General features: G+C 48.6%; 24 protein-coding genes and 1 pseudogene. 17 read left to right on the plus strand and 8 right to left on the minus strand.

The features are described 5' to 3' along the window. Nucleotides 1-7: 7 nt before the first annotated feature. Both AZF00_RS17370 and ruvX read left to right on the plus strand, forming a co-directional pair. Entirely contained in the window at nucleotides 8-577 is a 570-nt protein-coding gene (locus AZF00_RS17370) for a YqgE/AlgH family protein (protein ID WP_008252617.1), read from the plus strand. 57 nt (nucleotides 578-634) lie between these two features. After that, nucleotides 635-1,054, plus strand: coding sequence for a Holliday junction resolvase RuvX (ruvX, locus tag AZF00_RS17375; protein WP_008252618.1), 420 nt, complete (start codon nucleotides 635-637; stop codon nucleotides 1,052-1,054). On the opposite strand, the gene AZF00_RS17380 is transcribed toward ruvX, so the two are convergent. Continuing rightward, a complete protein-coding gene (locus tag AZF00_RS17380; protein ID WP_008252619.1) occupies nucleotides 1,051-2,214 on the minus strand; it encodes a PilT/PilU family type 4a pilus ATPase in 1,164 nt (387 codons plus the stop codon). The genes ruvX and AZF00_RS17380 overlap by 4 nt on opposite strands. A 37-nt stretch (nucleotides 2,215-2,251) precedes the next feature. Beyond that, the gene (locus tag AZF00_RS17385; RefSeq protein WP_008252620.1) at nucleotides 2,252-3,286 is read right to left on the minus strand and encodes a type IV pilus twitching motility protein PilT; all 1,035 of its coding nucleotides are present in this window, start codon (nucleotides 3,284-3,286) and stop codon (nucleotides 2,252-2,254) included. 164 nt (nucleotides 3,287-3,450) lie between these two features. Here AZF00_RS17385 and AZF00_RS17390 point away from each other — a divergent pair, with 164 nt between their 5' ends. The 10 genes from AZF00_RS17390 (at nucleotide 3,451) to AZF00_RS17435 (ending at nucleotide 11,358) form a co-directional block, all read left to right on the plus strand. After that, complete coding sequence (locus AZF00_RS17390; protein ID WP_062384402.1) at nucleotides 3,451-4,164, plus strand: YggS family pyridoxal phosphate-dependent enzyme; 714 nt, start codon at nucleotides 3,451-3,453, stop codon at nucleotides 4,162-4,164. A gap of 121 nt (nucleotides 4,165-4,285) precedes the next feature. After that, nucleotides 4,286-5,104, plus strand: coding sequence for a pyrroline-5-carboxylate reductase (gene proC / locus AZF00_RS17395; RefSeq protein WP_197465774.1), 819 nt, complete (start codon nucleotides 4,286-4,288; stop codon nucleotides 5,102-5,104). Between the two features lie 5 nt (nucleotides 5,105-5,109). Continuing rightward, nucleotides 5,110-5,697 (plus strand): YggT family protein, encoded by a 588-nt coding sequence (locus AZF00_RS17400; protein WP_008252623.1) that lies wholly within the window; start codon nucleotides 5,110-5,112, stop codon nucleotides 5,695-5,697. A gap of 12 nt (nucleotides 5,698-5,709) precedes the next feature. Continuing rightward, nucleotides 5,710-6,009 carry a DUF167 family protein gene (locus AZF00_RS17405; RefSeq protein ID WP_008252625.1) on the plus strand — a complete coding sequence of 100 codons (300 nt, stop codon included), beginning with the start codon at nucleotides 5,710-5,712 and terminating at the stop codon, nucleotides 6,007-6,009. Between the two features lie 49 nt (nucleotides 6,010-6,058). Then, the gene (gene metX / locus AZF00_RS17410; RefSeq protein WP_062384405.1) at nucleotides 6,059-7,222 is read left to right on the plus strand and encodes a homoserine O-succinyltransferase MetX; all 1,164 of its coding nucleotides are present in this window, start codon (nucleotides 6,059-6,061) and stop codon (nucleotides 7,220-7,222) included. Next, nucleotides 7,212-7,802: a methionine biosynthesis protein MetW gene (gene metW / locus AZF00_RS17415; RefSeq protein ID WP_008252630.1), complete on the plus strand. Its 591-nt coding sequence runs from the start codon at nucleotides 7,212-7,214 to the stop codon at nucleotides 7,800-7,802. Before metX ends, metW begins: the two co-directional genes overlap by 11 nt. 22 nt (nucleotides 7,803-7,824) lie before the next feature. After that, nucleotides 7,825-8,292, plus strand: a complete 468-nt coding sequence (locus tag AZF00_RS17420) for a DUF4426 domain-containing protein (RefSeq protein WP_062384407.1) — start codon at nucleotides 7,825-7,827, stop codon at nucleotides 8,290-8,292. A 13-nt stretch (nucleotides 8,293-8,305) separates the two neighbouring features. Then, complete coding sequence (gene rdgB / locus AZF00_RS17425) at nucleotides 8,306-8,917, plus strand: RdgB/HAM1 family non-canonical purine NTP pyrophosphatase (RefSeq protein ID WP_008252635.1); 612 nt, start codon at nucleotides 8,306-8,308, stop codon at nucleotides 8,915-8,917. Further along, on the plus strand, nucleotides 8,917-9,582 hold the full coding sequence (locus AZF00_RS17430) for a 2Fe-2S iron-sulfur cluster-binding protein (RefSeq protein WP_062384410.1): 666 nt from the start codon (nucleotides 8,917-8,919) through the stop codon (nucleotides 9,580-9,582). The genes rdgB and AZF00_RS17430 overlap by 1 nt, the downstream gene beginning before the upstream one ends. A 138-nt stretch (nucleotides 9,583-9,720) precedes the next feature. After that, the gene (locus AZF00_RS17435; RefSeq protein WP_062384413.1) at nucleotides 9,721-11,358 is read left to right on the plus strand and encodes a TIGR03545 family protein; all 1,638 of its coding nucleotides are present in this window, start codon (nucleotides 9,721-9,723) and stop codon (nucleotides 11,356-11,358) included. Nucleotides 11,359-11,471: 113 nt separating this feature from the next. On the opposite strand, the gene AZF00_RS17440 is transcribed toward AZF00_RS17435, so the two are convergent. Beyond that, complete coding sequence (locus tag AZF00_RS17440; RefSeq protein WP_197465681.1) at nucleotides 11,472-11,870, minus strand: hypothetical protein; 399 nt, start codon at nucleotides 11,868-11,870, stop codon at nucleotides 11,472-11,474. Nucleotides 11,871-12,488: 618 nt separating this feature from the next. Further along, a pseudogene (locus tag AZF00_RS19835) lies at nucleotides 12,489-12,745 on the minus strand (IS3 family transposase); the annotation flags it as partial. A gap of 223 nt (nucleotides 12,746-12,968) precedes the next feature. Between AZF00_RS19835 and AZF00_RS17445 the strand changes: the two are divergent. From AZF00_RS17445 to AZF00_RS17465, 5 genes are all read left to right on the plus strand, one after another. Beyond that, nucleotides 12,969-13,916 (plus strand): LysR family transcriptional regulator, encoded by a 948-nt coding sequence (locus AZF00_RS17445; RefSeq protein ID WP_062384416.1) that lies wholly within the window; start codon nucleotides 12,969-12,971, stop codon nucleotides 13,914-13,916. Between the two features lie 302 nt (nucleotides 13,917-14,218). Then, entirely contained in the window at nucleotides 14,219-15,142 is a 924-nt protein-coding gene (locus tag AZF00_RS17450) for a TauD/TfdA family dioxygenase (RefSeq protein ID WP_062384419.1), read from the plus strand. Further along, entirely contained in the window at nucleotides 15,139-16,623 is a 1,485-nt protein-coding gene (locus tag AZF00_RS17455) for an AMP-binding protein (protein ID WP_197465682.1), read from the plus strand. Before AZF00_RS17450 ends, AZF00_RS17455 begins: the two co-directional genes overlap by 4 nt. An 11-nt stretch (nucleotides 16,624-16,634) precedes the next feature. Next, entirely contained in the window at nucleotides 16,635-17,222 is a 588-nt protein-coding gene (locus AZF00_RS17460) for a thermostable hemolysin (RefSeq protein WP_062384422.1), read from the plus strand. 53 nt (nucleotides 17,223-17,275) lie between these two features. Beyond that, nucleotides 17,276-18,472, plus strand: coding sequence for a multidrug effflux MFS transporter (locus AZF00_RS17465; protein ID WP_062384425.1), 1,197 nt, complete (start codon nucleotides 17,276-17,278; stop codon nucleotides 18,470-18,472). Nucleotides 18,473-19,455: 983 nt separating this feature from the next. Here AZF00_RS17465 and tmpT read toward each other — a convergent pair. From tmpT to AZF00_RS17485, 4 genes are all read right to left on the minus strand, one after another. Next, on the minus strand, nucleotides 19,456-20,094 hold the full coding sequence (tmpT, locus tag AZF00_RS17470; RefSeq protein WP_062384427.1) for a thiopurine S-methyltransferase: 639 nt from the start codon (nucleotides 20,092-20,094) through the stop codon (nucleotides 19,456-19,458). Nucleotides 20,095-20,133: 39 nt separating this feature from the next. Beyond that, complete coding sequence (locus AZF00_RS17475) at nucleotides 20,134-20,811, minus strand: YoaK family protein (protein WP_062384430.1); 678 nt, start codon at nucleotides 20,809-20,811, stop codon at nucleotides 20,134-20,136. 78 nt (nucleotides 20,812-20,889) lie between these two features. After that, entirely contained in the window at nucleotides 20,890-21,438 is a 549-nt protein-coding gene (locus AZF00_RS17480) for a glycoside hydrolase family 108 protein (protein WP_008252644.1), read from the minus strand. 41 nt (nucleotides 21,439-21,479) lie between these two features. Continuing rightward, complete coding sequence (locus tag AZF00_RS17485; RefSeq protein WP_082793689.1) at nucleotides 21,480-21,800, minus strand: tetratricopeptide repeat protein; 321 nt, start codon at nucleotides 21,798-21,800, stop codon at nucleotides 21,480-21,482. Between the last annotated feature and the right edge of the window lie 8 nt (nucleotides 21,801-21,808).

Raw genomic sequence — 21,808 nt, forward strand, 5'->3', positions numbered from 1 at the left:
CAGTAACATGAATCAAAGCGCCTTCCCGTCATTAAAAAACCACTTCCTTATTGCCCTTCCCGGCTTGAGGGATGGCATCTTTACCCACAGTATTACCTATCTTTGCGAACACGACGACCAAGGCGCCATGGGAATTGTCATCAACCACCCCCTCGGCATGGAGGTAGACGAAATACTTGAGCAACTAGAGATCGACGGTCAAATTTTTGAACATCGCGACCCCGTATTCGCCGGTGGTCCGGTGCACACTGATCGGGGATTTGTCCTTCACCGTCGCGACCACCACCAGTGGCAGGCAAGTATAGAAGTTACCGACACCGTTGCCCTGACGACCTCACTGGATATTCTTGAGGCCATTGCCCTTAACCGTGGCCCCAGCCAATGCCTAATTGCGCTTGGCTACGCCGGCTGGGACGCTGGCCAGCTAGAAGAGGAAATTCAAAGCAATACCTGGCTGACCCTACCTGCCAGTGAAGAAGTACTGTTTAATGTGCCCTCAGATCAGAAAATAGACGCGGCGCTGGCGGTACTCGGAATCACCTTCAGCCAGCTCGGCTCAGATAGTGGTCACGCGTAGCAGGTATTTTCACCACCGAAATATGGCCAAAACGCCACCCTCGCCAGGAACAGCTTCATGACAGCAAAACCCCAAACCCTGATCGGTTTCGATTTCGGCCTACGCTGGATCGGCTGCGCGGTGGGTCAAACCCTGACAGGCACCGCCTCACCACAGGGCGCGGTCACCGCCAAAGACGGCATACCGCGCTGGGAAGACATCGACAACTTATTTGCAACTTGGCAACCCAATGCCATCGTAGTCGGCCTACCGCTGAATATGGATGGCAGCAAATCAGAGATGTCTCACCGCGCCCGCAAATTTGGCAACCGCCTTCACGGCCGCTTCGGTTTGCCCGTGCACTTTGCCGATGAACGCCTGTCCAGCTTCGAAGCCAAAGGCGATATTATTGCCGACAGCGGCTCCCGCGACTTCAAAGGACAAGGCGTCGACAGTCGCAGCGCGGTGATTATTTTAGAAAGCTGGATGCGGGGCTAACGCCGCCTAACATTATTGCCCGAGCTCGGACGGTTGTCGTTTTCGTCTTCCTGCATGCTTAAACCACCGGCCATCGACCTCATTTTTTCTGGGTCATTGTCGGCTCCAAGTTTAATCAATAAGCGCAAATCATTGGCCGAGTCAGCATGGGCAATCGCATCCTGATAGGTGATTTCGCCCGCCAGATAGAGGTCGTAGAGGGCTTGATCAAAGGTTTGCATGCCCTGTTCGGTAGAATTGCGCATTAAGTCTTTAATGCCCGTCACATCGCCCTTACGAATCAAGTCGGAGGCCAGCGGTGTATTCAGCAGCACCTCAACACAGGCTCGGCGGCCCTGACCATCACGGGTTGGGACCAACTGCTGGGCGATCATTGCTTTGAGGTTTAGCGACAAATCCATCCACAACTGAGGGTGACGGTCGGCGGGAAAGAAGTGAATAATTCGGTCTAAGGCCTGGTTGGCATTATTGGCGTGCAGGGTACACAGACAGAGGTGGCCGGTTTCAGCAAAGGTGATCGCCTGCTCCATCGCTTCTCGGGTTCGAACTTCGCCGATCATGATGACATCGGGCGCTTGGCGCAGCATATTTTTCAAGGCAACTTCAAAAGACTCGGTATCAATACCCACTTCGCGCTGAGTTACAATACAGCCGTGATGCTGGTGCACAAACTCAATAGGGTCTTCTACCGTAATAATATGCCCCCGCGAGTTCTCGTTGCGGTGACCAATCATTGACGCCAGTGACGTCGACTTACCAGTGCCGGTGGCGCCAACAAAAATAATCAAACCGCGCTTGGTCATTGCCAGCTCTTTAACAATCTCTGGCAAGCCCAACTCATCGCTTGTGGGTATCTTGGTCTCGATACGCCGCAGCACCATCCCCACCAAATTGCGCTGGTAGAATGCGCTAACCCGGAAGCGACCAATGCCCCGAGAGCTAATGGCAAAATTACATTCTTTGTCCCGCACAAACTCCCGGCGCTGTTGATCGTTCATCACCCCCAGCACGACTTCTCGCGCTTGCTCGGGACTCAAAGCATTGCTGCTCATGGGGATCATTTGGCCATTAATTTTAATCGATGGCGCCACCCCCGCCGAAATAAATAAATCCGAGGCACCTTTATCCTGCATAATCTTTAGCAGTTTTTCTATTTCCACTTTGCCATCCCCAGGCTACGTCGTTTTATTCGCGCCATTAGAAGTTTTCCGGGAAACGCGCTTTCAGGCGGGCGGCATCGCGGTTGATCTTGCGCTTGGCCAATAGTTCTTTTAAACACTGATCCATGGTCTGCATACCCAGCGCTGCACCAGACTGAATTGCCGAGTACATCTGCGCCACTTTGTCTTCCCGAATCAGATTACGAATTGCCGGCGTACCAATCATGATTTCATGCGCGGCTATTCGACCGCCCTCTGGCCGCTTCAACAAGGTTTGCGAAATAACCGCCTGTAAAGATTCCGACAGCATGGAACGCACCATGGATTTTTCATCACCAGGGAACACATCAACAACCCGGTCAATAGTCTTGGCTGCGGAGGTGGTGTGCAAGGTGCCAAACACCAAGTGACCCGTTTCTGCGGCAGTCAGGGCCAAGCGAATAGTTTCCAAATCACGCAATTCGCCAACCAGAATAATGTCGGGGTCTTCGCGCAGCGCCGAGCGCAAGGCCTCATTAAAGCCGTGAGTATCGCGGTGCACTTCACGCTGGTTAATCAGGCATTTTTTGGATTCATGCACAAATTCAATTGGGTCTTCAATGGTCAAAATATGGTCGAATTTATTGTCATTGATATAATCAATCATCGCCGCCAAGGTTGTCGACTTACCGGAACCCGTTGGCCCGGTAACCAATACCAAGCCTCGAGGCAACATCGAGACATCTTTAAAAACCTGTCCCATGCCAAGGTCGTCCATAGACAAAACCTTGGACGGAATCGTCCGAAATACGCCACCGGCACCACGATTGTGATTAAAAGCGTTTACCCGGAAACGGGCCACACCAGGCACATCAAAGGAAAAGTCTGTTTCCAAAAATTCTTCAAAATCCCGACGCTGCCGGTCATTCATTATTTCGTAAATCAGGCTGTGAACTTCACGGTGCTCAAGGGGCGGCAAATTGATACGACGGACATCGCCGTCTACCCGGATCATCGGCGGCAAACCCGCCGAAAGGTGCAAGTCAGATGCATTTTGTTTCGCACTGAAAGCCAATAATTCGGTAATATCCATGAAATTCCTCAAGCACATCAAAACCGCACAGCACCGCCTGCGCAGGCAGCAACAGATTCAAAACCTTATAATGCGACGGCGGTGGCGTACAGCACAATGTTTTTATTTTGCCGTCCAAGGTCCTCAAAAGCGACGCTTAGACAGAGATCGGGCATAATCTCCCAATGACAGCAACCAATACCATAGTAAGTAATATAGCAGCGATTCAGGCGAGGATCGCGGCAGCTCATTATCTTTTCTGCCCCAGCGCACCGCAAGCCACCCTGATGGCCGTTAGCAAAACCCGCAGCGCTAAGGAAATCCAGCTTGCACTGAGCGCGGGCATCCAACATATCGGCGAAAATTATTTGCAAGAGGCCTTGGCCAAACAAGCGGAACTCCAAAACAACGCCATCTGTTGGCACTTCATTGGCCCCGTACAAAGCAATAAAACCCGCGATATTGCCGAGCACTTCAGCTGGGTACATAGCGTTGATCGCGCCAAAATCATCTCCCGCCTTAACGATCAGCGGCCATCGCAGCTCGCACCGCTCAATATTTGCCTGCAGGTCAATATTAACGACGAGGCAAGTAAAGCGGGCGCCACCATTGAAGAGATTCCGGCGCTGGCCGAATTAGTCCTAAACCAGCCCCGCCTGCGTTTACGCGGCTTAATGGCGATTCCCGCCAATACCCGCGATCCGGCGCAGCAACGCCGCAATTTTGCCGCCGTGCGCGAACTGCTTCATACCCTGCGCCAGCGTTTTCCGAGAGCACAGCTCGATACGCTGTCGATGGGCATGTCTGGGGACATGGAAGCGGCCATTGCCGAAGGCGCAACCATACTGCGCATTGGCAGTGATATTTTTGGCCCGCGCGCAGCGGCAAAGCCCGATTGAAGGCGCATTCACTGCCAGTATCAAAACAGGGCTGATATACTGCCGTCGGCAAATTCCCCGCGTCACCCTTAAGCGGTGTGGCAGCGGGCATCAGAAAACAAGGATTAACGTGGTGAGTACAATGCGTATTGGCTTTATCGGTGGCGGCAATATGGCCGCCAGTATCATTGGCGGCCTTGTGGCCAGCGGCTTTGCTGCCGAGCAAATCTGGGCCAGTGACCCAAATACCGAAAGCTTAGATAAACTCCGCGATGTCGCACCCGTGCACACCGGCAGCGACAATCACGCTTTAATTGCGGCGGTTGATATTGTCATTTTGGCAGTGAAACCCCAGATCATGAAAATCGTCGCTGGCGACATCGCCGCCAGCGTGCAAAAGCAGCAACCGCTGATCATCACCATTGCCGCCGGTGTTACCAGCAGCAGTTTAAACAACTGGTTAGGTGGCAATACCGCTATTGTGCGTTGCATGCCCAACACCCCTGCGCTTGTGCGCAGCGGTGCCACCGGTTTATTTGCCAACACCAAGGTAGACCCCGTCCAGCGCGAACAAGCGGAGCAAATTCTGCAAGCGGTAGGACTGGCCCTTTGGGTAGACGATGAAGCCCAATTAGACGCGGTTACCGCCCTGTCTGGCAGCGGCCCGGCGTATTTCTTTTTAGTGATGGAAGCCATGCAGGCCAAAGGCGTGGCAATGGGGCTTAGCCCCGAGGTTGCCAAGCAGCTCACCCAGCAAACCGCGCTAGGCGCCGCGCAAATGGCCATAAGCAGCGATGTCGACGCCGCTGAATTACGCCGTCGAGTGACCTCACCCAAAGGCACAACTGAACGTGCAATTAAGCTGCTGCAAGACGGCGGTTTGGAGGGATTATTCGACCAAGCCTTAGAAGGCGCTCGCCTTCGCGCCGAAGAACTCGCCCTTGAACTGGATGGAGAATAGTTTTAATGAGTGCTGTTAACGAAATTACGACACTGCTACTCAATACCGTGGTCAGCCTTGGTATCGCCTTATTTTTGATACGCATGATTTTACAGTTAGTGAAGGCAGACTATTACAACCCTATTTCGCAGTTTGTGGTGAAAGTCAGTAACCCCTTGGTACTGCCGCTGCGAAAAATTATTCCCAGTGTCGGCAAGGTCGACACCGCCTCCTTACTTTTAGCCCTGCTGGTGCAAGCGGTTGGTATTGCCATCCTGTTTCAGATTTACGGCGGCCGCCTGCCCAATATAGGCCAATTGCTTATTTGGTCGGTACTTGGCATTTGCAGTGCCCTGCTCAACCTCTATTTCTTCGCCATTATCGGCAATATCATTATGAGTTGGGTTGCCCAAGGCGGCAGCAACCCCGCCGCACGCCTGCTCTTTCAAATCACCGAACCGGTCATGGCGCCATTTCGTAAACTCGTGCCACCGATGGGCGGTCTCGATCTATCGCCAATATTTGTGTTTTTAATTATCAATGTGCTAGAGGTGCTACTGCGGCATATGGCGGCCAGTGCCGGCTTGCACCCGGCACTGGTTATGGGGCTATAAAGCAGCAACACGGTGGTCAGCGCGCAGTACTACCAATGGCAGGATGGCGATTTAGTTTTATTCTGCCATATTCAGCCCAAGGCCAGCGCCAATGAATTCGCGGGGCAACACGGTGATCGGCTCAAAATCAGAATTACCGCAGCGGCAACAGACGGCAAAGCCAATGCCGGTTTGATCGCATTTGTTGCCGCCGCCTTTGGCGTAAGCAAGCAGCGTGTAAGCCTCAGCGCGGGCAGCCAAAGCCGTCAAAAAACACTGAAAATTCAGGCGCCGACGAGTATTCCCGAAGCCCTAGCCGACACCGTAAAATAAACGGCGCAATCCAGTACCAAGCCCAAGCACTATAAGGAAAACGGTCTAGATGACACAGGAACAAAATGGCAGCGTCGGCATTGTGGTGCCGCAAACCCTGCATTTCGATACGCCCCTGACCTTGGCTTGTGGGCGTGCACTGCCCGAACACGATATTGTTTACGAGACCTACGGCCAGCTCAACGCCGACAAATCCAATGGCATACTCATCTGCCACGCCCTCAGCGGTCATCATCACGCAGCGGGCATTCACCATCCCGACGACCGCAAACCGGGTTGGTGGGACAGCTGTATTGGCCCCGGTAAACCCATCGACACCAATGTGTTCTTTGTTCTGAGCATTAATAATATTGGCGGCTGCAATGGCTCAACCGGCCCAACAGCCATCAATCCGGAGACCGGCAAGCCCTGGGGGCCAGACTTTCCACCGCTGCGCTGTCGCGACTGGGTAGAGAGCCAATACCTAATGATGCAGCACTTTGGCATCACTCAGTGGGCGGCGATAATCGGTGGCAGCCTCGGCGGCATGCAGGCCATGCGTTGGGCGCTGGAGCATCCCGATGCCCTGCGCCACTGCATTGTGATTGCCTCGGCCATGAAATTGTCAGCCCAAAATATCGCCTTTAACGAAATTGCTCGAAGGGCCATTACCTCGGACCCCAATTTCTTTGAGGGCCGCTACCTAGAACACAACACCCTGCCTCGTCAGGGTTTGGCGCTGGCCCGCATGGTTGGCCATATCACCTACTTGTCTGAAGATGGCATGAAGCAAAAGTTTGGCCGGGAATTAAAAACCGGCAACCTGACGCTCGGCTCCGGCTCAGACAGCGATGTAGAATTTGAGGTAGAGAGTTATCTGCGCTATCAGGGCGAGGCCTTTTCCGGCAGCTTTGACGCCAATACTTACCTGCTGATGACCAAGGCATTGGACTACTACGACCTGGCTCGGGAATATAACGACGATCCCGCCGAGGCCTTTAGCCACGCCAAGTGTTCGTTTATGGTGATCTCCTTCACCACCGACTGGCGCTTTGCCCCGGCCCGCTCGCGAGAAATCGTCGACGCGCTGGTCGCTGCTAATAAACCAGTGAGCTACGCCCAAATCGAAGCCGACCACGGCCACGATGCGTTTTTAATCCCGATCCCGCGTTATATGGATGTCTTCCACGCTTATATGAAACGCCTCAAACAGGAGCTTGGCCATGCGCTTTGACCTTACCCTGATTCAGCCGTGGATTAATGAAGGTAGTCGCGTGCTCGACCTGGGCTGTGGCGACGGCACGCTGCTAGCAACCCTCGCCAAGCAAAAAAATGTGTCTGGGGTTGGTCTTGAAATCGACCCTGAGAATATTACCCAGTCACTGGCGCAAGGTGTGAATGTCATTGAGCACGACCTTAACCTTGGGCTCGGCAATTTCCGCGACAATAGTTTTGACATGGTGGTGATGACCCTCGCCCTGCAAACCCTGCGCTACCCGCACTTGGTCATCGACGAAATGCTCCGTGTCGGCCGTGAATGTATTGTCACCTTCCCTAATTTTGGCCACTGGCGCAGCCGCTGGTATTTAAGCCAGCGCGGCAAAATGCCAGTATCAAAATTCTTACCCTATACTTGGTACGACACCCCCAATATTCACTTTTGTACCGTAAAAGATTTTGAAGCACTGTGTGCCGACAAGCAGATCCGCGTGCTAAATAGCGCAGTGATCGGCGCCGACAATAATCAAAGCTCACTCGCCGACCGCTTCCCGAACTTGCTTGGCGTTACCGCGGTCTATCACATCAGTAAATGAACCGGCCAATAGAGTATTCATTATGAATTTTGCATATCGCGTTTTCTCCGCCATCAGTCTTGGCTTGCTACTCTGCTTTAGTGCAGCCAGCCAAGCCCAAGAAACCCCACCGGTGACGGCAACCAGCAAGCAGTTTGGCAATGACACTGTCCATTTCAGCGTGCTGAACACCAGCTTCCTCACGCCCCAGGTCGCCCGCAGCTATGGCATTGTGCGCGGTAAAAACAAATTCCTGATCAACGTGTCGGTGCGCCGCCAGAGTGGCCCTGACAATATTGCCCTGCGCGCCACCATCAACGGCACTCAGTCGGATCTAATCCACCGGACCCCATTAGATTTTCGTGAAGTCATAGAACAGGACGCCATCTACTATATTGCCGAGTTCGCCATTAGCAATGACGAGCGCCGAGATTTTCGTCTCCAAGTCAATGTCGACGACAAGCCCAGCTACGACGTTCAATTCATTAAAATGCTATACGTAGACAAATAGGCGGAGTAACAACGTGACAACCAAGCACATCGTCGTTCTCGCCAGCGGCAACCGAGGTAAACTCCAGGAACTGAATGACCTTCTGAGCGGACTTGGTATTGAACTGCGCAGCCAAGCCGACTACAAGGTGGAAGAGGCGGAGGAAACCGGCCTCAGTTTTATCGAAAATGCCATTTTAAAAGCCCGCAATGCTGCCCGCCAAAGTGGCTGTGCTGCGCTGGCCGACGACTCTGGCCTGTGTGTCGACGCCCTCGACGGTGCACCGGGAATCTACTCCGCGCGCTTCGCCGGAACTAACGCCGACGACGCCAGCAATAATGCCAAGCTTTTGCTCGCGCTCACTGGCAACACCCAACGTCGCGCTCACTTCCACTGTGCGCTGGCCTTTGTCCGCCACGCCGACGACCCCGCCCCTATCGTCTGCGAAGGTCAGTGGCGGGGCACTATTCTTGAACAGCCACGCGGCGACAATGGCTTTGGCTACGACCCGCTGTTTTTTATTGCCGAACTCGCTAAAAGTTCGGCGGAGCTCAATAAGGCCGAAAAAAACCAAATCAGTCACCGCGCGCTGGCGCTGCAGCAATTATTACCTCGCCTGCATGCCGAATACCTGACCAAAGGCTAATGGCGAGTTTGTGCTTAACGGTGGCTGACACCGCGCTTAGCCTAAATATCAACGACAGCGACGATCTTCTAAAGCAATGCCTCGCTGCAGCATTACCAGTAGCCCGCAGCTGCCGCAACGGCAATTGCGGCCGCTGTGACTGCCAGCTTGAATCCGGCACGGTGGCCCTGCGCAATGGCAAGGTCATCACCGCGCCCGCAACAATTGCACTGTGTATCAGCCACGCCCGCAGTGACCTGCGCATCGCAAAAATGCCGCTTAACAGCATCGCCCAGCACTGGCGCTGTGAGGGTTTGAACCTCCGCCAATTGCAGCTACCCGCCGGACGACAAAGCCCACCCCAGCGCGGAGATATGGTCGCGCTACTACTGCGTAATAGCGTATTGATCAATAGCGTGGAGGCGCTTGCAGGCCGAATCATCACCCTACAAGCCCCTTGCCCAGACATTGAACAGCACAAAAACAAGCAGCTTAGTATTGGCTTGCTCAACATAGACCGTGAACACCATGGCGACTTCGCGTTATGGTGTCATGGTAATAGCAATGAGCACACGCAGCTGCTCTGGCGAGGTATTAATCAGGCGACCGGCCTCGCCGCTCAGGCCGCCTACCGCCATGCCAACAATAGTGACGACTACCAATTGCGCAAGCTAAATTCACAGTAAGCCTTTAATTTGTATAGCTAATTGCACTTTTCAACACTATTCTGGTCTGAGACTTTCTAATCAAGTATAAAAAATCCCAAGTAGCGTGCTCAGCGCTACAATCTTATGCACCAACGATAAACCTGGAGACAAACTGGTATGTTCAAATGGATTCTTCGCGGCGTTATCGCCCTGCTGGCCGTTACCGTTATTGGCGTGGTGTTCGCGCTGGAACCCATCGCCAAATTTATGATTGAGCACGAGGGCAGCAAGCAAGTTGGCGCGCGGGTCGATGTCGACAGCGTCGATATTAAGCTCTATCCCACCCATGTCGCGCTAAATGGCCTCACCGTCGCCAACCCCCAAGAACCCATGCGTAATTTACTGCAAAGCGCCAAAGTGTCTGCCGATGTCGACACCAAGGCCTTGTTAAAAATGCAGTTTATTGCCGACCAAGTTGTGCTGTCTGGCCTGCAAATGTACACCGAGCGCAGCACACCCGGCACCTTAGACGGCAAGCTACCGCCAGCAAAACCTGAAAGCGAAAGCAGTTTGCCCGGCATCACCATGCCTGACCCCAGCGCGCTACTCGCCGAGGAGCAGGCCACCATTCAAGCCGAGGTCGACGCAATTCAAAACGGCTTTAGCACTATCCAAAATCGCTGGGAAACCAAAACCACCGAGCTGCCCGAGCAGGCCAAAATAGAAGCCTACCAAACCCGCTGGAATGAGCTTAAAAAGAAAAACATGATCGAGCGTATCGCAGGTGCCAAGCAATTGCGCGACGACATTAAAAGCGATCTCAAACAATTTAAAACCTTAAACGAAGACATCAAAACTGATTCTGCCGAAGTGAAGAGCCTGACGCTGCGGGCCGCCAATCTGCCCGCCGATCAGTCTAAGCGCATGCTCTCCAAATACGGATTAGACCAAGGCAGCGAAGGCATGCTGCGCTTCCTGCTTGGCGACGAAGTAAATACCTTTGTACAGCGCGGCCTAAGCCTCTACCAAGAAACCATGGGCAATATGGCGGCAAAAGAAAGCGCTCCCGCCGAAGCACCAACCGAATTGCCAGTGAAACTGCTCATCCGCCAAATCCTGATCGACGGCTACCAAGTCATTGGCGGTGAAAAACTGGCCTACTCAGGTGAAATCAACGACGTCACCGACCAGCAAGACTACTGGAACAAACCCATCACCATGGCCCTGCGTGGCGGCATGGACCAGAAATCCCAACTCGTGATTGACGGCATATTTGACCAGCGCAACAACACCTTAAAAAGCGTTTTCAATATGGCATTAAAGGAGCTGGCGCTATCTGGTGTTTCCCTGTCCCAAAGCCCAGAGCTGCCGCTGCAATTGGAAAAAGGCATTGCCAATATTAGCGCTAACTTCGGCATAGACGGCGATACCTTAAAAGGCTCAGCCAAAGGCCTTATAAATCAAGCCAAACTGTTGGTTGCCAACGCCGCCGCAGACAACAAAAACGCGCAACTATTGGCTGCCGCGCTGGAAGACGTCAGCAAGCTCGTCATGGATTTGAGTGTTAACGGCACAGTGAATGAGCCCGCGATCAAACTCAAATCCAACCTCGACAGTATTTTAGGCGGCGTGCTTGGCGCTGAAATCAAAGCCAAGCTCAGCGAAGTCGAAGACGAACTAAAAACCAAACTCAGCAGCGACTATGGCCCGCAAATGGCCAAACTGAAAGAAAAGCAAAACATACTTGGCGAGTATCAAGAATTGCTGGGCAATCGCGAAGCGGCCTTGCAGGCCTTGATGAAGGAAATGATTTAAATTTTGTAAAGGAAGGCGCCCATCATAAGAGGGGCGCCCTGACTTTCTCTCGCGCGCGATTGAAGGCCTTAACAACCTCTTCCTGGGCTATCTATTCATCAATCTATGGTGGCTCAAATCGCCTGCCCAGAATCTAGCCACGGGGTACCTTCTAATTTAGGATAGCCTTCAATATAGCTCGCCTTTGAATTTGTTTCTTTTACGATCTGCCTCACAATATCTAAGAAGGTTTTCTCCGTCCACTCCTCTGGAGTTCCGACCATGACGCCAGCCGCCGCACGACTTAACTCCAAAATGCCTCCTTCCTTTTTAACAAAGGTTGCATACAAATCTAAATGATAGCCCTCGCTATAAGGAAAAAGGCAGGCAGTCAGCCTTAAATCTGACGAGCCAGGAGTGTTTCTATTTGCATTAGCAGTCCATGATGCACCTTCACATGTCGCTATTTTAAACCCAATACTACCTCCTGACGCTGCCAATGCGGCAAGCTTAGAGCCTTCAAAGGGGTTCACTAAATTGAATCGACCAGGCTGCTGCGGCACCTCAGAGGAGTTAGGAATCGGCCTAGCTTCAGTAGCATTATTTACATTCCGCCCTAAACCTGCGCTTGCGGCATCAGCTACACTGTACCTATCCGCATTGGTTTTAATATCGAATATTCGGTAATACTCTACCGTCTTCTTTTTTTTCTACAAGAGCATTATTGACTGTGCCGCACCCCCGCGATCAAAAAAACCAATCCTGATGCTAAAATTAAATTCCTTTTCATCTTTTCTCCTTGTCATTACTCATATCTAAAAGCAAAAAAATATTGTTAGGCTTATAGGAATCAACGTCTAATATCCAACTCTATCGCTTAGCCGAACAGACGATCAGTTATCAAAATAAATTTATGAAAAATATACTATTGGAAGGGACTTAAATTTCACATCTCACATCCTAGTGATTAGTATTAACCTAGCAACCTTGCTAACTTAAAAATCAAACGTCTCGCAAGCGGCGACAAAAAAATATCTATAATGCTAGAGAATATATGTTAATTTCCTGTTCCTTGGCAACAAGATTTTATAGGAAAAACAAAACAGAAGTCACTTTCCAATACTTGCCACCGGAGATTTGACACTAACTCATTGGAACTTCACTCTGGCTGGTTCAGAAAGTACCATGCGATGATTACTTGAATCTACAGCCATTTTTAGCATATCTCGCTTTTCCTTAATACGAAGGAGCAGGGCGCGCGATTCAGGAACTTCAGTTTTGGCTTCTCGAAGTTCATTAGCGTGAACTCCCGATTAACCAGGTTTAACTACATTAACCAAATTATAAAAATTGTAGGCAGAGACACCAAAACGCTCTGATACTTCAGCGACAGAATAACCCGCTCCACATGTAGATCGGCTTTGTCTTTAAATTCTGGTGTATAGTGTCAACTACTCATACGCCTTTCTCCTGAGCCCCAAGAATAGCACTGCACTATCTATTTTCCCAGAGAAGTCCATTTCGGTATTAGATAGTCGCGTAGCCTTTCCAGCAGATTAAATCTGATATAATCTTACGAAATTAAGAAGCACTATGGCAATCTCGACATGCCGCAGTGAAATGGAAATTATATGCTGAGTAGTAACTATCTAAAGCAACTCGACCTGCAAGACATTGTTATTTTTTTGAATATGTACGAGCAACTGAGTGCTCGTAAAACTGCTGAAACAATGAACATTAGTCAGCCAACCGTAAGTTACTGCCTGAAACGATTAAGAAGCTGCTTCGATGACCGATTGTTTACTTCTTCCCAAGGTGCATTGGTGCCTACAGCAAAGGCTGAAGCAATAGTTCCATACCTGAGAAATGTAGTAGATTCTATAAATCGTTGTGCCGAATATGACTCGGAAAGTAATACAGGGTCGGTGGCTAAAGCTTGGCATATATGTGCACCAGAATACTTTGAATTAAGCATTCTGCCTTTTGCTTTATACAACATAGTTAAGCAAAGCCCCAAAGTGATACTGAATCTCGAGAAATTAATGCGCCAAATACCCGTTGATAAATTGATCAGCGGTGATATTGATCTCGCTATTGGATTCGGCCCTGGCTACCACCAGTTGCACCCAGACTTAGAGTGGGAATCCATACTCACTGACACTTTTATCTGCTTGACTAGCTGCCACAGGTATGACTATACAGCCCCATTTAGCATCGATGAGTTTTGTTCCATTCCAAATGTCTATCCTACACCATGGTTGTCTGAAAAAAATATGGTTGATAGCTGGCTGGATAAGATTGGCAAGTCACGTAATGTATTGGCGAATGCTAATACATACCAGGCGGCAATAAACATTCTGGATAAAGTCCCGGCAACATTGGCGTTACCAAAAACACTAATTAAGTTACTAAAAATTCCAGATAACGTAAAAATTTGTCAGCCGCCACACGGATTTCCTAGCTTTTCTCTAGATATAATTTGGGCTAGTGAAAAATCTAATAGCAACGAGCTAACTAAACTTAAGGACCTAATACGGATGTCCGCCAAGCATGTGATTGATGATCAATTGGATGCATGAAATGCTACTAAAATCTCATACCAAAAGCTCACAATTACTCATATAGAAAAAATTGCAGCGTAATAATCAGGCTTTACTAACCACCCCCCTTTTGCTATCTGTTGCTGCACTTTAATTGTCACTTAACAAATTCTATTGAGCCTGCTCTTCATGGGGCAATCAATACACTGACAAACCAATATTCTCATTCAGTTATTCAAATATTAATATGCCTTAGTTAAATTTTAAAACTTACTAAGCACCTTTTCCTTCTATATTGATATGGCACCCAACAGTGTCTTATCAAATCAAGGAGGAATACAATGCAATCCCAAGCAATCTGTAATGAGCAACCGTTTCTTCGCAACCCCGTACCCGGCTATGGCTTTGAGTGCATTCAATCCATCATCCCAGACAGAAAGGTTCTGTCTACCTTTACTTGTGATGAGCTATATTCTGATCTTTCTCATAGCGGAGTCATCATATACCAAGGTTTTAGCGATTCCCTAAACGATTTCGACGAACTTGTTAGCATATGCTCGTCAAAAGTGACCTTTGACCCAGCTCGCCTTTCTGCCACATCTAATACTGCAGAGATTAATGCTGGCATATATGAGATGGGGCTACACAGAGAGAATGGCAACCTGCCGTTCCATCCCGACATCCAGTGGTTTTTCTGTTTAGAGCCCGCGGCTATAGGATCACAAACAACGATGTGCGACGGCCAACGCGTTTTTTTTGACCTATCTCCCAAAACTAGAAACCAATTTATCAACAGGAAAATCAAATACTCCCGAAGGATACCTTGGGACAATGTGAAGAGATTTCTCAGTATTGAGCTTCAGCTCGAGTCCATATCCGATGAGCATATGCATCAGGTCATGCAAGATATTCCGGGCCAAAAATACCATCGATTAGATAAAAATCTCATATATTCAGAGCTAGTGATTTCTGCTTTAGAAGTAAGTCGATTTTCAAACAAGCGTAGCTTCTGCAATTCCCTATTAGGCCCCAGCTTCAATTATGATCCGCCACATATTACATGGGAAGATGGTGAAGAAATACCCTTCTATATTTGGGACGAGGTTAAGGACGTCACCTCAAGATATACGTATAAGCATTTCTGGCGAAGGGGCGATATTGTCGTTATTGACAACACTAGAGTGATGCATGGACGTTGCCGTCTGGAAGATACAAATAGAAGAATATTCGGCGCCCAAAGCTACAAAGCTGGAGGTTCAATATGAGTATTCGTAACTTAATGATCAATTATCTGAATAGCACACCTGATCGCGTAGTAATGCACGAGATGGATGGCCGCTCATACTTAATTTCTCAATTGCTAGATGATATTAATAAAATGGCTATCGGTCTTAAAGGACAGTTTGGGAATTGCCACGGTCTGGTTTTTGGCGTTGCCATGAGATCCAGTTACGAATGGGTAGCTACATTGCTGGCAATACAAAAGGTAGATGCTGTACTTCTCCCGGTGCCAATTGAATTCTCAGATGACCAGATTAATAGCCTGCTGGCAAAAGCCACAGCGATATTTGTCCAGAATAAAAATCTCGAACAAAGAATTAGCACCATTCTTCCTGGCAAATTATGCCTCACACCCGAGCTTGTGCGACAAACACCTTTTGGCCCATACACGGGCCTATTAGGAGAGCGAATTGAGGGCGACATAACAGGGATCATACATACCTCAGGAACGACCTCGAAGCCGAAGGGTGTAATGATCCGTGATGAGGCCGTCGGCTTGTTGGTGTGTAATGTTATGAATCGCCTGCCTGCAAAACCTTTAAATTACGTATCCATAGTCCCAATGAGCTTACTTATTGAGCAAGTCTTGGGGATCTTTATACCAATTCTCTCTGGCGGAACACTAACCTTTATGCCGTCAATGATGACTGAGTACGGCTCTGCAAGCGGTAACGCTGTAGAGTATTTTAATTTAATTGCCCCTAATAACCCTAACTTTCTGTATCTACCACCAAAACTATTAGAAGAGGCAAATCAGTTACTACAAACAAAGACATGTTCACAAATCCTCGGCAATGATAACCCACATATTATTACTGGAGGTGCAAAGGTACCGATGAAGATACTCGAAGCATTGGACGCGCAGGGTATCAATATTTTCGAAGCTTATGGTTTAAGTGAAAATTCATCGATCATCAGCATGAACTCAGTAGAGCAGCGTGTAATTGGTTCGTCAGGCACTTTACTTGAAGGAATAGTTCCAAAGTTTGTTGATGGTGAATTATTAATCAACACCCCAACTTTATGTGCAGGTTATTACAGCTCAGATGATACTTCGTGCGAAATGACTGATGGATTTTTGCACACTGGCGATATTGCCGAGATTCGCGACGGGTATTTATACATCACAGGGAGGAAAAAGAACGTCATAATTTTATCAACCTCACGCAATATTTCTCCAGAGTGGGTTGAAAGCATTTACAAAGAAAGCCCTTACATTGACGACATCATCGTTATGGGTGAGGGCCAAGATGAGCCGTCAGCCATCATCCTATCGGAATCCGATCCCGATCTTATTCGGGCTGAGCTAACTCGCATTGAAAGCCGGCTAGCTAATTTTGCACGTATTCGCAAGTATATTCAGATCTCTGATATACCAACATTCAGGCATGATTTCTATACCGTAACTGGACGTCCTCGTCGTGGCGTTATTGAATCTAAATACATTGAATTGTTGTATTCATAAAGGATGGACGTATGTATATCGTGCGAATCTATTGCAAGGAAGTACCTAAATACACATACCTTCAAAGATCGGTCTGTTTACACTACAGCAGTCACTATGGAGCAACGCCTAACCCGAAACCCGACTTATTTTATTCTTTGACAAACACCTTAGTAGAGGGTCCTGGACATGCATGCGCGGGAGTCACTTTCGGAGATACCGGAAAACTATTTAGCGAGTACTATATTGACAAGAAACTTGATGAAATATACTCAATTGAACGATCTAAAATTGCAGAAATTGGTGCCTTTTCTTCATTCACACGCGGCATAGGTGCCGGGAAATATCTCTTAGATCTGATTATAAAAACACTTACTTTACACAATTATGACCTTGTTGTGCTTACGGCGACCAAACAGGTTAGAGCAATATTACACTCCATCGTGGCTGAAGTAACCGATCTTGGTGCTGCGACAATAGAGCGCGTGGAAGACCCAAATACAAATTGGGGTACCTATTACAACCATGATCCAAGAGTAGTTGTATTTCGGCTTCGAAATGAAAAAGTTTGGAATAGCTCTACAGTCCCGAAAGCGCTACCAGTCCTATCAACCGCATAAGGGCTTAGTTAATTAAAGAAAAAGACGGTTTATCTCATTTAATAGGCAGAACGATGAATATTACGAAGCGCTATGAAAACTATATCGTGTTTCTCGCACCGCTGATCAATAGCGTTGCGGGCATCGCGATAGACCTTTATGCACCAAGCATTCCTTCAATTGGTCTAGAGCTTGACGCTAGCCCTATGTTGATGAAGAACACAATCACTATTACCCTCGTGTGCTACGCAATTGGACAATTATTTTTTGGAATCATGGCTGATTCGAAAGGTCGGCGATCATCGATATTATTTGGGATGTTGCTGTTTATTATTGGTAGTGTACTCGCCACAACAGCTACCTCAATAGAAATACTATTAGTGGCCCGCGGCATACAAGGCTTCGCTATAGGTGCATGCCAAGTCGTTGCCCGGGCAATCCTTGTAGATAATGTAAAAGGAGACCGATTCAGGGTTGCCATCATTTATCTAAGTCTAGCGTTTGGTATAGGGCCTATTGTTGCTCCATATATTGGCGGGGTTATTGAAGTCAATCTTGGCTGGCGTTATAACTTTGTCCTGTATGCGATTTATGGTGCAATAGTACTAGCCTTTATTTGCCCTGGGTTAAAAGAATCATTACCGGCAGAAAATACAATAAAACCTGTTGATACTATTTCTAGCTATTCAACGATATTGAAAGATTCAAGATATAGATGCTCCGTCATTATACTAGGCACTAGCTTCTCAGCATTTCTTATTTGGAATGTGATTGGGCCATATATCATACAAGAACGACTTGGGCATACTGCTGACTATTTTGGCAAAACAGCGCTTGCAGTAGGTTTGTGCTATTTTGTTGGAACGCTACTAAATCGAGTGGTAGTTAAACGATATTCGCCGTCAACCTTAATGTGGCTTGGTGGATCTATATCTCTTGCCGGCGTCGTAATAATGTCACTATCTGCATTTCACCTTTCTTTAGTTTCATTGCTTGCGGGTATAATGGTGGTTGCGCTCGGACAAGGGTTCATTTTTTCAAATGCACTTGCCATCTCCATGTCGCTATTTCCGGATCGCGCCGGCGTGGCTGCAAGTTTACAAGGTTGCCTAATGCTAATCTGCGGCGCTTTAGCATCAGCTCTAGCCAGCTACCTTCCCCTCGACGAGAATATACGAATCGCATCTTTTTTCCTCTTCCTAATGGTCGTATCATTGTCAGCCATACTAAGGCTAACCTTTTTGCTATCTTCGGTCAGTAGAAAGGCTTAGTTGGCTCTAAACGACTCTGTAAATGGCAGTAAAGCCTAAAGATGAGAATCCACTGCTGGAATTCTTCCAGCCGAAACAATATGTAACGCCCCTAAATAGTTCGTGTACATTTAGTGGCGTTACATTTGCATCAGATTTTTTTGAAAGAATTATTTACTTGTTAGTTAATTTTATTCGTCGAAATTATAGGTAACATCGCCGAATATGTAATATTGTTGTCCGGTATCATATAGGTCGACGGTAGCTTTTGTGTATGGGGCGCATAGGGATCTACCAAACTCATTCGTTTAAGCCTTATTTTTCTTACAAATTCTCTTTTACTGCGATGCATGAATAAATTCATCAAATAACCCGCAGGAGAAATGGAAAATCACGTACAAATCTGTCGTAGCTACGAATATTTTTCAAAATAATTTTTAGCATGCAATACAAAATTCATTTCGTGGCGCAGCCCTCAATTATCTCATCAAAATTGTGGCTCAAATGTACAGACTTCTCCATAGGATTGCGCCAACTCAATGTTGCTTATACACAAACCTATAATCGCGTTCATCGTCGAGTAGGACATATTTTTCATGGTCGCTACTAAGCTATTCTCTTTAAAAAGGGACTATATCTGGTGGAAATATCCCGATACATCGTGCGCAATCCGGTACATGGGCGGGCATGGTCCGTACTGCAAGGGACTGCTTAACATGCTATTGGATAATTTTAGTCGCCGAAAAACTGCGCTAAATCAATTTTTCCAGGGGGAGGCTGCAGCCGTCGCCACGGCAATTCTTGGAAAATCAAGTTCACATAAACGAAGCAGTTCTTTGGATACAGCTGTGGCTGATAGGGGTTAGTAAAGCACTGCGCGAAACTCCATCATCTCAGCTTCGACAGATACTGAAACCCCTAGATGAACATGCCTGGTCAGCAAATGATAGAAACAAAGGAATTGTCAGTGCCTACCGGAGAGGTGGGCACATATTCAAGGATAGTTACCGAGCCCGAAGCAGCCAAACCTTCTCTAAGGCTGGGCACTTGCCTTTCAATCCACCGGCCACAGCGTCGCTACTGAGTAATTGCACGTGATACGCCGCTTGATAATGGCTTGCCAATTCCGCGTCGCTAATTGAAAACGGTGGCCCTGCCTGTGCGGTTTGGTCGTAGTCATAATTAATTAATAGCTGAGGCGCGGTGTGCGTTATTTCTTTTAGCAGCGCGGTATAGGCCGCCCGCAGGGTGTCTGGCAAGGCCACTAAAGCTGCGCGGTCGTAGATGGTGTCTACCGGAGCAAGTAATTCTGAAGTTAGCGCAAAAATATCGCCAACAAAGATATCCAAATGGTGGGCCTGATAACGCTGCACTGCGCCAAGTTCAGATCGCATGGGCGTAAAACCCAGCTCAGAAAATAATTCTTCGGCGGCGATGGTGCTTAGCTCGGCACCCGCCACGCGATAGCCCTGGCTCAGCAGCCAGCCGATATCCAGCGTTTTCCCGCACAGCGGTAAAAACACCCTCGCATTATTCGCGAGACCCAGCTGATCAAAATAGCTTAGTAATAAGGGATTTGGCGTCGCCGCGTGAAATGCAATGTCTTTGCTTTCCCATTTCTTGTGCCAAAACTGCTCGTCCATATTCTTCCCGCTGTTTCTTTAATGCCACTAATATTCGGCTTATGATGCACGTAATTTTTGGAGCGCAGCAACACGATAAACTCGATAGCCAAGAGCCAGAATTAAACACATCCCTGCCGGTAAACCGAGGGCGAAAAACTGCCACTGACTGAACAAATAAGCGCCGAGTGAGCCGCCGAGAATAAAACCGAAGATAATTAAGATAAAAAGTAGTGCCTTGCGTCGATCGAAACCGGCGCCTCGCAACTTCGCGCCTAACATCAATCCTAAGTCGGTAAAAATCCCCGTGACGTGGGTTGTTCGTACCACCGCACCGCTATAGGTTGAAACTAACGCATTTTGCAAACCACACGCGGCAGACGCCGTATAATGGCCCAGCAATGAACCGTTGTTAAGAAAATAAATTGAGAGCAGTAGCAAGCCTCCCTCTAGCGCCAGCAAGGAGTCGTAATGCCGACCCAATTTGAGGGCGCCGCTAGACAGAAAAACACCAGAAATAGCAGCGCCACAAAGAAAGCTGAGCAGGACCCCAAGCAAGTGCATGGCATTGTTTAAAGTGCCGCTGACTAAACCCGTGCCGAGCAATGTTGCCGTTCCAGAAAGATGGGAAATTGACTGGTGCTGAAACCCCATAAGGCCGACGGCATTCACATTTCCGGCGACAAACGCCAGAACAAAAGCCCCGTACTCCACCCACCGAGGTAGCTTGGAAATCATTAGCACATCTCACAACAAATACCGCGCAATCCAATTTAGAGTGCCGCGCAAACTCTATTTCTAACACACTAATGCTATTCACACTATGCGTGTATCGCCGTCGTCGAATTCTGCGAGTCGATTTAACCAACCTTTTAAAAACACTTGCTGGGACGGCTTTGCTTCAACCAATTTAAAATAAAAATTACGACGCTCGGCGAGCAGAGTTCTGACTAGACGAGCTGAAAATCGCTGCGCTGCGGTTTTGGCGGCGCGTCGCGTGTTATCGCCCATTAAACCATCTTCTCGCAGTGGCGGTTTAGCGCCCAGTAAATTGCAACTGCGCTGCACAAACAGCACGGCTTGTTTTGGGCCATGATTAACTGCACTGTCGAAAGCAAACTCTTGTATAAGCTCAGGCAACTGATCTAGGCCTGGTGCAAGGTAGTAAGTCTGCCTATAAATCTCACGGGCAACAGCCTGGTCAAGCTGTTCAACATCACTTTGACTCGCAGATCGGCCAAGGTGGTGTGACAGGGCGTTTTGACTGATTCCGTAGTTGGTGGGGCCGCCGCGATCTGCGGGGTGGTTGACGTAGCCGCCTTCCCGGCGGATGACCGCTGTAATCATTTTTTCTATATCAGACATCAGCTTACTCCCTGTAAACAAATACCGTAGATCTGGTGGTTTTACTCCTTTACCACCTTACTCAATTTCTTTAAAAACACGGTGACTTCTCGCTCGGTCTGCTTATCGCCTTTTTCCTGGGCGCTGACTAAACCCTGTTGCCAGGCCGCCTTTGCTTTCTCGGGTTCACCAATATTGTGCAGGGCTTTACCGAGCAACTTCCAGGCCGCGGAATAGCTCGGGTCGATACTGACGCACTGCTGGAAATGCTCAATGGCTTGTTCCACATTGTCATCATCAAGATACGCCTTGCCGAGGCCAAAGCGCAATATTGCGCTGTCATTGCCTTTGGCCAACATTTTTTCTAGTGCGGCGATATTCACTGCGCGCG

The organism is Zhongshania aliphaticivorans, from assembly GCF_001586255.1.
GTDB classification, from domain to species: Bacteria; Pseudomonadota; Gammaproteobacteria; order Pseudomonadales; family Spongiibacteraceae; genus Spongiibacter; species Spongiibacter aliphaticivorans.